Raw genomic sequence first — 11522 nt, forward strand, 5'->3', positions numbered from 1 at the left:
GGATTTGATGGAAGAGAGGAAAAGTGTTACTCAAACTCTAATGGAGATGGACTGTATTCCTGCCGGTATGGAAATGTTTCCAGCGACGGATGAAGAGCAATGGGTGTTTATTAAGAAGGTCATTGATGATTGTGACTATTACCTATTAATTGTTGGTGGTAGATACGGGAGTTTAGGCGCAGAGGGACTTAGTTTTACAGAAATGGAGTTTGATTATGCTGTAGAGAGAGGTATAAAAATTGTGGCTCTTCTTCATGGTAGTCCTGAGAAATTGACTATTGAAAGGTCTGAGATATCTGAAGAAGCAAGGCTAAAGCTTCAAGCTTTTCGAGACAAAGTTTCGAATGGTCGTTTAGTCAAATATTGGACGTCTCCTAGTGATTTGCCAGGTCTGGTTTCATTGAGTCTTGTCAAGACAATGAAAGCTTTTCCCGCTGTAGGTTGGGTGCGCGCAAGTGAAGGCTCAAACGAAGGGCTTTTAAAAGAAATCAACGAACTTCGTAAAGAAAATGACAGGCTGAATCTTGAGGTTTCGCAAATAAGAAACAGAAAAAAAGCTATTTACGATGTCCCGAACTTGGCCGGGTTTGGCGATATGTATTCGTTATTTGGCAGCTTTTGGGATGGCATTAATACCCGTCCGTGGAAGGCTGATTGCACCTGGGGTGAGATTTTTTATTACATCTCTCCTTATCTTGTAAATGGTAGTAAGGAGTCGGCGGTTAAGGACGTTTTGTTAGAGGCTCTTTGCACTAAACTTGGGTTTGGTACGTATATGTCGTCTTTGCGAGATCAAGATTTTCAAACTGTAGCAATTTCAAAATGCAAAGCTCTTCTTGGGGTTGTGGCTGTTGTTGCTTCAGATACTACTAGTGATATTGCTGACCCTCAATGGCTGCTAACCTCAGACGGTGAAAGAATGATGGTGGAGACACGAGCAGTTAGGAAGCTTATATTAAATTAATCCATCTTTGATGGCCAGTTGTTTGGCTGATCTCTTGGTTAAGATCTAGGGTTGAAGCTATTATTTGTTAACTGTAGTAATAATGAGTCCCGCATAAATTTTACGTCTGCCTCGGTAATACCTAAGATCTCCCTTTGATCATACTTTACAAATGGGGCGAGGAGCTCTGCTCTATCCTTTAACCCGTACTGGTGCACTCTGGCAATCCGGGCGATCCGCCCGGTGAAGCCAACACTGATAGTGTTCCCATCACCTTGTACTTTGAGAAAACTGGCTGTGTGCAGCTTCTGAAACATTTTCACTTTTCTCTTCATTCGACCCTGCTTACCGCGCAGGATGAGCTGCTTGCGCGGCGCATACTTGCTGCCGACTGGGTTCTGCTGAGCAATAATTCGCCGCTGTTGGCTTCGACACAGCGCCCGACCAAGGCAGCGGGCCAGTTTGTTCCGCGACTCCGGTTCAAGCTGCCCAACTAATTCCGCTGCCCAGTCCTCCAGTGCGTCCAATCGGTAGGTCATTTTGGCAGCGCCCATTCGCTACCATTGCCTTGGACACCGGGTATCCAGTTCGAGTCGAGAAAGTCGGCAGCCCGTTGCGGTTCGCCGGGATGGCGGATGGTGGTGTTGCCCTGGTCGTCCTTGCCCACCACCACACCTTCGGTCAGGGGCAGCGTCAGGCTCATATCGACTTTGCTGTTGTCGAGAATGTCAGCCTCGAACTGAATGCCGTCTGCGGCCTTGCTGAGATTCTCAAGCAACTCGGACTGATGAATGCTCAACCAACCTAGCAAGGGCAACATGACGCTGTCGGGATGACCGGCGAAGTCGGTGAGAACGACCTGCAGGTCGAAGCTGTATTCGAACGAGAGCGTATGCGCAGCGGTGCAACGAATCTTGCCATTGTCGATGAATATCAAAAGTCGTTCGGGGTTGTGCTTGAGTTCTTCCACGGAGGCAAGCAAGTGCGCGCGCAGGTTTTCAGGTTTGTTCATCTTTTAATCTCAATCCCATAGGTGGACCGTCTTTCGTTGCGGGGCGGCGGTTTGGGCTTCGGGTATTTGCACCAGAAGGCCTTGCGGCAAGGTTGGGCCGTGGTCGGCCAGTCCGGGGTTGGCTTCGAGTACCGCTTCGGTCACGCCAGCAGTGCGGCCATAGTGACGCCAGCAAAGCGCGTCGACGGTGTCGTTTTGCTGTGCGCGAATGCTGACGGTCATCAGATCAACTCAACTGTGGTGCGGCCGAGGCCGAGGAAGTCGCGCACAGCCCAACGCTGGTCGCGGCGCAGTTCGTCGATGCTTGGGGTCAGTTCGTCGGCGTTCTGGTTGCCGCTGTTGGTGCTGTCGTAGGAGCGGTAGCGTTCGCAGATCTCCGCGCCGGTCGCGGCGTATATCGCTCGTTGGTAGAGGTGAACGAGTTCAGATTTGTCCTCGATTTGTTCGGCTGGGACGTCCGCAAGAGCGGCGTAGCCTTTTGCCTGTTTGGTGCGGCGCCAAGTAGCGAACTCACGATTGATGCCGATGGCGGCGGCGATGGTCGCGGTCTCAAGTCTGATTGGGGTGACACTTGCGTCGAGGCGCAGCGTGCCTCGCACGTCTTCCAAATCAATCGACGGCCAGAAAGGGTCGGTGTTGATGTGGCCACCGTGGGCCTTGGCGCCGGTACCGCCCGCTACGAATCCGCTCATGAATCTGTGCTCTGTTGTAAGTCGCCGGTGGTCGGGGCTTCACGTTCAGGAGGGGAGTGCTGGCCGATCCGCCCCGAGCCGGCGGGGTGCGTGGGGACGCTCGGGGTGCTGTCCTGATTCAATGACCAGAGCCAGCCAGTTTGTTGTGCAGGCGTTCGGCCCGCTCCAGATCCTTTTTGCCACCGCAGGCGTCGTGCAGGTCGATGGCTTTCTTCAGCAGGTCGATGCCGGCTGGCACCTGACCGGGTTGGCCGGGACTCTCGTCGGTGATGCCTTCCAGCGTTGCGCGGCCCATGGCCAGGAACAGCTTGGCTCGCGCCTGGTCCGGCATATCTTCGGTGTCGGTCAATTCGGCGGTGCGGTGCAGGATGGCCAGGTCGAACGGCTCGCCGACTTTCTGCGCCTTGAGAGCAACGGTGGCGATTTCTTCCGCTACCAGGCAACCGGTTGTGCGCTCGAATCGGTCAGGCATGATCAGTTTGTGTTTGAGGACGTAGTCGGCGATATCCAGAGCGCCGCTATAGTCTTCAGCGTCGATACGCCAGACCATGATGGTCGTCATCACGTCGTCCTGTGCACCTTGGCCACGCTCCAGCACGCCTTGTACATAGGGGATGTACTCGGGCAGTAACTGGCGTTTGAGTTCGGCTTTGCTTGGTTCGATTGCACTTGTTTCAGGCGCAGGCGGTCTTGCAGCAGTTGGCTGAGCTGGTGCTCGTAAGCCGTGGCGCCGGCCATCGTTTGAGTGGGATTGGCCGCTGCCGCTTCGATGGCTGCATTGACGCGCACAAAGTGACGTCGGCAAGGATTGGTCATGGTGTTGGCCTCAACTTAGGGTGATGTTTTCGGCCATGGCTGCGCAGCCCAGATCTTCAATCACGTAGCTTTCGTTGACCGACTCATAGTTCTCGATGCGGTCGCGTTTCGCGTTGTCGACGACGGTGCGGCGGCGGGTGCCTTCCTGCCAGTAGATCGAAAGGTTGTCGAGGCGAGTGACCATCAGGCTGTTCGGTGGGAAGTGCGGCACTCGCACGGCCGGCAGGTTGCCCAGGCGTTTCTGGCTGGTGACGATGTCTGCGGCCAGCGTTTCGGTCGGCGCCTGTGTTTTGTTGATGATCGGGAAGTATTTATCGGCCAGTAGTTGCCGACCACAGATGACGACCAGCTCGGTATCTTCCTGATACCACGGTTCAATAAATTCGTTGACCATGCTGACAACCAGTGCGTCGATGTTTTCGAAATCCTTGCCAGCGCCGATTTCGATCTTGCCACTGTCTGCCACGACCTCGGCCATGACGCGGGCTTCATTTTCGGTTCGCATTTTTTGCAGCCAACCGATGTTGACGTCCTGCAGCAGCGGGTGGGTTGTCGGGTTCGACGTGGCGGCACGGCTGGTACCGTTCCAGCCGATCATGATCCGGTTGAGTGCCTGGGCTTTGATGATCGCGTCGCGGATACGCGCCTGGAAGTCTTTGAACTTCGCCCACTGGTCCAGCTTTTGGTATCGCAGGCCAGTATCGAAGTTGGTTTGCGTGCAGGTGTACCCGCGATTATCCAGGCTGCTCGGGTCGCGGGGTTCGCGATCCTTCACGGTAGTGTCGGTGGTGCTGGCAATGGTGCCGTCGATACCGATGCCGACCTTCTCGCCGGACTGCTCGGATACGCCGTAGATGTTGATCGAGCTGAGGAACGCACTGGATTCCTGAATGCGGGTTTCCAGCGTCTGGGCAACGGTCGGCGCGGCGGTGAATTTGGTGGTGACATCGCTCACGCCGTGCAGTTGGGCCAGCTGCTGCAGGTAGGCGTTGAACAGAACGCGTGTGTCGTTGCGCATGGTGGTCGTCCTTGGTTATTCGGGGCTGTGGCGGTGCTGACTGTCAGCAGTCAGTCACTACCGAGTTATCGCCGCCGGTTACCGGAGGGCGCGTTTTTTGATTGGGGTCTTGGGTGGTGGAGAGCTGGGTCTTCAGTTCAGTGAAGTCTTTGCTCAGTTGATCCAATCGAGTTTGCAGGCCTGTAGAAAACTTCTTCTCGGCAGCCATTTGCGCGGGCAGATCCTTGACATGCTCGGCGACGGTTTCGACGGCTTGGCTGATTTGCGCGAATTCGTTGTCATCCTTGCTTTGCTTGCCGCTGAGCAGGTTTCTCACTGTGCTGAGCAGGTGAGCGCCGATGCTCGGTTTATCTTCGACTTCTTCGAATGTCAGCTCGGTTTCCAGCGCCTCGGTGAACATCGAAGTTGCGGAGTAGTGGCGATCCTTGAACGGGCTGACGTCCGGTTTCTGGGCCGAGAACGACAACACGTCAGTGCCGAGACTGGCGGGTGAGTCGGTCACGCCGAGACCGACGATGTACGCCTCACCGGTATCGGCGAAGCTGTCGTCGATTTCGATGGAGGTGTAGATCTTCTGTTTTGCTTTGTTCATGGCGATCAGGTCAGCCGTTGGCTCGACCTGGGCAAACAGGGCCAATTTTTTTTTGGCCGTTGATGTTTACTTCTTCAGTTTTCACGGCCAGTACGTCGCCGTATGCCTTGAATGGGCTGTCGGGTAGCAGACTGCGGAAATGCTCAAGCCAGATGCGTGCGCCGTAGGTACTTGGGTTGAAGTTCTTCGCGGCTTGTTCCAGCCAGTTGCGTTTGATGGTGCGCTTGTCTGAGGTCGCTCCCTCGACGGCGACGCGGAACCAGTTGCTGCGGAATTTCTTCATGGCGGGAAACCTCTTTGCTTGGGCGCTGAATGCCTGCGATGAGGGGCATGGTCGTGACGCGCGCGAGTTGCGGCAATGAGGCGGGACTGTGGGGAAGGGCGGTACAAAAGGCGGCGCTATTGAGTCGCTGGCATGGGCGGCAGCATCGCGGCCATGACTACGACCGCACTGCTGCCCATTGATCCGCGCCGCCAATCCAAGTTTCTCTATTGGATGGGTTGGCGCATCTGCGAGATTGCCGAGGCTACGGGCGAAAAGGAAAAAACGCTACACAGCTGGAAGGCCCGCGACGAGTGGGACCGAGCCGATAACGTCGAGCGCATTGGCGGGGCGTTGGAAGCGCGGCTGGTGCAGTTGATCCTGAAGGAGGGGAAAAGCGGCGGCGACTTCAAGGAGATCGATCTGCTGCACAGGCAGCTTGAGCGACAAGCGCGGATTCAGCGCTTTCAGGGTGGCGGTACCGAAACCGATCTCAACCCGAATTTGGCGAAACGCAACGCCGGGCCGAAGAAAAAAGCCGTCAAAAACGAGATTGATGAAGACCAGATCGAGCTGCTGCGCGAAGCGTTCATCGATGGCTGTTTCGACTATCAGAAAGACTGGTACCGCGCCGGCAATCAGCGCACACGCGTCATCCTAAAAAGTCGGCAGATCGGCGCGACGTACTACTTCGCCCGCGAGGCGTTCATCGATGCGCTGGACACTGGGCGCAACCAGATCTTCCTGTCGGCTTCGAAGAACCAGGCCTACCTGTTCCGGGGCTACATTCAGGCGTTTTGCCGCGAGGTGATCGGCGTTGAACTGACCGGTGACCCCATCGTGTTGCCCAACGGCGCCGAGCTGTTTTTCCTCGGCACCAACGCCCGCACTGCCCAGGGCTACCACGGCAATTTCTACTTCGACGAATTCTTCTGGACGTTCAAGTTCGAGGAATTGAACAAGGTCGCCTCGGGCATGGCGATGCACAAGAAGTGGCGCAAAACCTACTTTTCCACGCCGTCGAGCATGGCTCATGAGGCGTACACCTTCTGGACGGGCGAGCGCTTCAACAAGGGCAAACCCGCCGCGCAACACAAGAAGGTGGACGTGTCCCATGGCGCGCTCCAGCAGGGCCGGTTCTGTGAGGATCGGTTGTGGCGCCAGATTGTCACGATCTTGGACGCGGAGCGGGGCGGTTGTGACTTGTTCGACATCGAGGAACTGCGCCGCGAGTACAGCCCCGAAGCGTTCGCCAACCTGCTGATGTGTGAGTTCGTCGACGACGGCGCGAGCATCTTCCCGCTGCCCCTGTTGCAGTCGTGCATGGTGGACAGCTGGGTCGAGTGGGCCGAGGACTACAAACCTTTCGCCATGCGCCCGTTCGGCGACCGCCAAGTGTGGATTGGCTACGACCCGGCCGAGACGGGCGACTGTTCCGGCATGGTAGTGGTCGCGCCGCCCCTGGTACCCGGTGGCAAGTTTCGCATCCTCGAACGACACCAATTCCGGGGCATGGACTTCGCCGCGCAGGCCGCGTTCATCAAGAGCGTCTGCGATCGCTACTGGGTGACCTACATTGGGATCGACGTGACCGGTCTGGGCAGCGGCGTGGCCCAGTTGGTGCGCCAGTTCTTCCCGGCGGTGACCACCTTCAGCTACTCGCCCGAAGTCAAAACCCGCCTGGTACTCAAGGCCTACGACGTAATTCACAAGGGCCGGCTCGAATTCGATGCCGGCTGGACCGACATGGCCCAGTCGCTTATGGCGATTCGCAAAACCGTCACCGCCGGCGGACGCCAGTACACCTACACCGCCGGCCGCAACGACAACACCGGCCACGCCGACCTGGCCTGGGCGCTCTTTCACGCATTGCACCACGAACCGCTTGAGGGGCAGACGACTGCCAACACCGGGCGCATGGAGATTTACTGATGACCGAACAAATGGCCAACCAGACGTTGCCCGCGACCACATCCGCCGCCGGCGCCGGAACTCAGATGTTTTCCTTCGGCGAGCCTACGCCGGTGCTGGGTGGTCGGGAGGTCTTCGACTATCTGGAGTGCTGGTTCAACGGGCGGTGGTATGAGCCGCCGCTTTCGCTGGATGGGCTGGCCCGGTCGGTGGGGGCGAGCGTGCATTTGCATTCGGGGTTGATGTTCAAGCGCAATCTGTTGAGCAAGACGTTTATCCCGCATCCGCTGTTGTCGCGGGCTTCGTTTGAGCAGTTTGCTTTGGACTTTTTGTGTTTGGGCAACGGGTACCTTGAGGGGCGGCGGTCGCGGTTGGGCGGGGTTCGTAAGTTGGAAACGCCGTTGGCGAAGTACATGCGTGCGGGGCCGGAGGGGCAGTTTTACCAGGTGCGGGGGTGGAAGGATGAACACGCGTTTGAGCCGGAAAGTATTTTTCATCTGCGTGAGGCGGATCTGCATCAGGAGATTTATGGACTGCCGGAGTGGATCAATGCGTTGCAGTCGGCGTTGTTGAATGAGTCGGCGACGTTGTTTCGGCGTAAGTATTACGAGAACGGGAGTCATGCTGGTTTCATCTTGTACATGACGGATGCGGCGCAGACCGAGGCGGACATTGATGCGTTGCGCAATGCATTGAAGGAATCGAAGGGGCCAGGGAATTTTCGGAATTTGTTCGTCTACTCGCCGACCGGCAAGAAGGACGGTATTCAGCTGATCCCGGTGAGCGAAGTGGCAGCGAAGGATGAATTCAATTCGATCAAGAATCAGACGCGGGATGATGTGTTGGCGAGCCTGCGTATTCCGCCGCAGTTGATGGGGATTGTTCCGCAGAATGCGGGTGGATTTGGGTCAATTCGAGAGGCGGCGCAGATTTATGCGGCCAATGAGCTGGAGCCGATTCAGACGCGGATGACGCAGCTGAATGACTGGCTAGGCGAGGAGGTTATGAGATTTAAATCTTACGAGATTGGTGCAGAGAACTAGACCCCTTTTCTCGGCCGCATGAGTATAAAAAACTGTGCCTATATTTCTCCTTTGAGTAATAATGAGAATTAGATATTAATGAAGGAGTGTTTGTATGGGGTTCGCCGCGATAATTTGGTTTTTTATTTGGAGGTTTTACCGTTTTTTTTGCGTTTCTAGCCGTGTTTGCTTTTTCGCCAGAAATATCTCAGTTGATAAGCCCGATTGTTGTTGCTGTTCTAAAAGATGTGGGCGGACCTGTAGCAGCCGGCTTCGGCGGCGCAATGGCAGGTGCCGGTTGTTCCTATTTTTTTCAGAAGAAAACTGAAAAGGCTAATGAGGTTAAAGCGGATTTTAGTGCCGTTCATAGAACGGTTATTCATCTTACTTCACAGTTGAATGATCTGTTTTCAATAAAAAAATATAATATCTACCCCGCTCGTGATAGCAAGATTAGATTTTTAGAAATAACCAAAATTCCTAGTAATCCAGGGGTCACTGATCGAATCGATCCACGCATTATCGATATAGCATTATCGATGAATGATACGGTGACTATCGATACGATCTACCTTGCGCAGGCTCGATATAGAGCTTGCTTCGAGAATTTTTCAAATCGTAATGGTTCCTTAGATGAGTATCGGGCGACATTAAAGGCTTCGAATTTAGGGAAGGCGGGCGCACATACACTTTGTCAACTTGGTGAGATCGTCGGCGAGGGTCAACTAATTGCACTGTATACTATGACTGAACAAATGATAGAGGTCGTTGACGAAGCTCTCCAAAGTTTGACAGAGTCTTTGGAGCTTGTTTCGGGTATCTTGGAAAAGAAACATAAAGGTACGGGGGCGCTAACACTAAAAATGAACACATCTAAAGGAGCTGAGTATCTTGCAAAAATGCCTTCGCCATATTTTGATGCCGAGAGCCTCAGAGCTTATCTAAACGCGTGTAAGTAGATCCTGTCTTTTCAACAATGGGTGAAATCAAGTTTTTACCTTGATTCCGGCCATTACCCACGCTCAGGTCGACATTGAACCACTCAAAGGCCTCCGTTTCCTCGCCTTTGTGCATCGCCGTCTGTTCAGAACGCCCTTGGGGCGTGGCTGATTAAGCCATTCCCTAGCCGCGTTTGAGCTTTCAACGTAGACCCGCTGGCGCCGGCTTCATCACAAAACCTTTTCCGGTGCAGGTCTGGCAGTCGTCCCGCGCGTCAAAGTGATCGAGGCAGGTAGGGCACATACAAAAGGCCGCCGACTCGATATGAGGTCTCACCTTTTCAAAAGCCCGTAGATCACGTTCCTCAGACGCCACCTTTGTGATTTTGTGGTATGAACCTGATTAGTGCATGGTTTACAAGCCTCTGTTTTGGCCAGTCCTTACCAGATATACGTGGAATCTGCTTGGCCGCTCGCCTAAGATTAAACGTATTAGATTTTTCGGGCTTGTGCCCAGCCATAGCGCAATGGTCGGGGAGTTTGGTAAGCGCTAGGTACGAATCCCGCACCCATCGATATCGGGGTAGCTCGAATGATCAGCTTTCCGGCTTCAACAGCATAGTCTTTGACGTGAATAAGCGATGCGGTAAATCTGCTACCGACAAAGCTGTCATAAAGCGCCGAGTTTCCGTACATGTGTCTAGTATGTGCATGAAACTGAATTTCAATATTGTTAGAGCGTGCAAAGACTAATCTATTTTCTTCCCCGTTGATAACGTCCCCTCTTTTAAACATATGTCCTCTCATACAGAAGCAGATTGAGCCCGGCTGAACAACTGAACGAATATCTGTCTTGGTCCAAACAGCACCAAGCTCGATCGGGTTTGCCTTTAAAATAATCTTATCTACAGCGTCCATGTATAAATTGTGAAGTCGCATAGAATCGTCCCATTCAAATCTATCATAGATAGTAATGATTTGATCCGTGTAGGCTGGCGATTTTTTCGGAAGCTGAAATGTTGGGATGCCATCTTTATCGACTACTCCCCTGGAAATCAAAGAGTCTAATTTTGCTTTATTGAATTTCACTCCAAGTGAATTCATCACAGGAATAATCCTTTGATGATTGACGAAAGTCCACATGGCTTGGTCTAAGTTAGAGCTTGGTACCATAGCAGTTGATGAGCGGGCAAGTACATCTGCTTCCCATTTGAGTTTGAATTGTGAAAGTCTAGCTGGTGTAAGATTCTTTGATAAGGCACGTGTTGTGTGAGCGTCATCGTGACAATTGGTACACAATACTACTAGATTGCTTTCACAGTTATTCGATGGATTTTGGTCGATATGATGAATTTGTATCGGTGCGCGGGGGAATCTGCAAACACAACAGGTTTTTGCCGATTTATATAATAGTATTGCTTCAAGCGCTCGTGGAATGATTGTGCGTGTTTTGGTCATGTAAAATCCATTTTTGGTTTTTGGTTTTTGGTTTTTGGTTTTTGGTTTTTTAGTTTTAATTTCTATATAGTTCGTTTTTTAAGATTCTTAAAAAAGCTCTAATGGCGATTAAGTCTTCAGTAGTTTGATAAGTATGGTTTACCCGCAGCCGATATTTGCTCACGCCAACAATAGCTATTAGCCATTAGCGTGTCTAGTTAACGCTGGATTATTTTTGGTAGAAGGTCGTGGTGGCTTGATTTGGGCAAAATGTTTTACTCCGCGCGCGCCGTCGTCCCCCCACCTCGCCTGCGCGCTAAATAAGTCCTTTTTTTCTGCATTGCTACGGCAACCTGAGCGAAGGCAAGGCAGGGAGTTTGATAGGTGAATGCGGTGTATGAAAAGCCTGCGGATCCCTGCGGAGTAAAGGAGGACAGCTAGAATTGGTAAGGCTTAGACTTTTCCGTTACGCATCAAAGAATGAGTAAAAAAATGCTCGAACATTTGAACGTTTCAAAAATCGAGGTTGCACAACGGCAACTGAACGTAGCGATACGGATGTTGTTTGCAAATGAGGACCCGGTAGCTGTGCATACTCTGGTGGGGGCTGCTTCTTCGATCCTTAGCAATCTCGTCGAAAATAGGCATCCCAATGAGTCTTGGGACAAGCTCGCGCAGGGAGCAAATGGGCTTTCCGCTTCCGAGTACTTCACGATTATGCGTAAGGCGCAAAATTGGTTTAAACACGCCGTAGATGATCCTGATGAGCGCTTTGAGTTTGATCCGGGGGAGACTGAAGCCCTGGCATTCTGGGCGGTGATGAACGCTAGTCTCCTTGCAGATCTATCAACCGAAGCAATGATTTATCAAATTTGGTTC

Annotated in this window: 11 protein-coding genes and 2 pseudogenes; 5 read left to right on the top strand and 8 right to left on the bottom strand. The window is 53.1% G+C overall.

The features are described 5' to 3' along the window. Nucleotides 1–964, top strand: a 964-nt coding sequence (locus HT737_RS28250; protein WP_220459539.1) for a DUF4062 domain-containing protein, incomplete at its 5' end; no start/stop codon positions are given. A 38-nt stretch (nucleotides 965–1002) separates the two neighbouring features. Here the strand turns inward: HT737_RS28250 and HT737_RS28255 are convergent. The 7 genes and pseudogenes from HT737_RS28255 to HT737_RS28285 form a co-directional block, all read right to left on the bottom strand. Beyond that, nucleotides 1003–1482, bottom strand: a complete 480-nt coding sequence (locus tag HT737_RS28255) for a phage virion morphogenesis protein (protein ID WP_182404467.1) — start codon at nucleotides 1480–1482, stop codon at nucleotides 1003–1005. Next, nucleotides 1479–1955, bottom strand: a complete 477-nt coding sequence (locus HT737_RS28260; protein WP_182404459.1) for a phage tail protein — start codon at nucleotides 1953–1955, stop codon at nucleotides 1479–1481. Before HT737_RS28260 ends, HT737_RS28255 begins: the two co-directional genes overlap by 4 nt. Before the next feature lie 9 nt (nucleotides 1956–1964). After that, entirely contained in the window at nucleotides 1965–2177 is a 213-nt protein-coding gene (locus tag HT737_RS28265) for a tail protein X (protein ID WP_182404460.1), read from the bottom strand. Continuing rightward, nucleotides 2177–2647, bottom strand: a complete 471-nt coding sequence (locus HT737_RS28270) for a head completion/stabilization protein (protein ID WP_182404461.1) — start codon at nucleotides 2645–2647, stop codon at nucleotides 2177–2179. The genes HT737_RS28265 and HT737_RS28270 overlap by 1 nt, the downstream gene beginning before the upstream one ends. Nucleotides 2648–2765: 118 nt before the next feature. Continuing rightward, nucleotides 2766–3463 (bottom strand): annotated as a pseudogene (locus HT737_RS28275) (terminase endonuclease subunit). A gap of 10 nt (nucleotides 3464–3473) precedes the next feature. Beyond that, on the bottom strand, nucleotides 3474–4481 hold the full coding sequence (locus tag HT737_RS28280) for a phage major capsid protein, P2 family (protein ID WP_182404462.1): 1008 nt from the start codon (nucleotides 4479–4481) through the stop codon (nucleotides 3474–3476). 43 nt (nucleotides 4482–4524) lie between these two features. Then, nucleotides 4525–5356, bottom strand: a pseudogene (locus tag HT737_RS28285) (GPO family capsid scaffolding protein). Between the two features lie 153 nt (nucleotides 5357–5509). Here HT737_RS28285 and HT737_RS28290 point away from each other — a divergent pair. From HT737_RS28290 to HT737_RS28300, 3 genes are all read left to right on the top strand, one after another. Beyond that, nucleotides 5510–7267: a terminase ATPase subunit family protein gene (locus HT737_RS28290; RefSeq protein WP_182404463.1), complete on the top strand. Its 1758-nt coding sequence runs from the start codon at nucleotides 5510–5512 to the stop codon at nucleotides 7265–7267. Between the two features lie 11 nt (nucleotides 7268–7278). Continuing rightward, nucleotides 7279–8289, top strand: coding sequence for a phage portal protein (locus HT737_RS28295; protein WP_182404468.1), 1011 nt, complete (start codon nucleotides 7279–7281; stop codon nucleotides 8287–8289). A gap of 161 nt (nucleotides 8290–8450) precedes the next feature. Continuing rightward, nucleotides 8451–9227 (top strand): hypothetical protein, encoded by a 777-nt coding sequence (locus HT737_RS28300; RefSeq protein WP_182404464.1) that lies wholly within the window; start codon nucleotides 8451–8453, stop codon nucleotides 9225–9227. A 471-nt stretch (nucleotides 9228–9698) separates the two neighbouring features. On the opposite strand, the gene HT737_RS28305 is transcribed toward HT737_RS28300, so the two are convergent. Beyond that, nucleotides 9699–10664: an HNH endonuclease signature motif containing protein gene (locus HT737_RS28305; RefSeq protein ID WP_182404465.1), complete on the bottom strand. Its 966-nt coding sequence runs from the start codon at nucleotides 10662–10664 to the stop codon at nucleotides 9699–9701. A 471-nt stretch (nucleotides 10665–11135) separates the two neighbouring features. On the opposite strand from HT737_RS28305, the gene HT737_RS28310 reads away from it, so the two are divergent. Further along, nucleotides 11136–11522, top strand: a 387-nt coding sequence (locus HT737_RS28310; RefSeq protein ID WP_220459540.1) for a hypothetical protein, incomplete at its 3' end; no start/stop codon positions are given.

Origin of the sequence: Pseudomonas sp. MD195_PC81_125 (assembly GCF_014060985.1) — a bacterium.
Lineage (GTDB): Bacteria > Pseudomonadota > Gammaproteobacteria > Pseudomonadales > Pseudomonadaceae > Aquipseudomonas > Aquipseudomonas parakoreensis.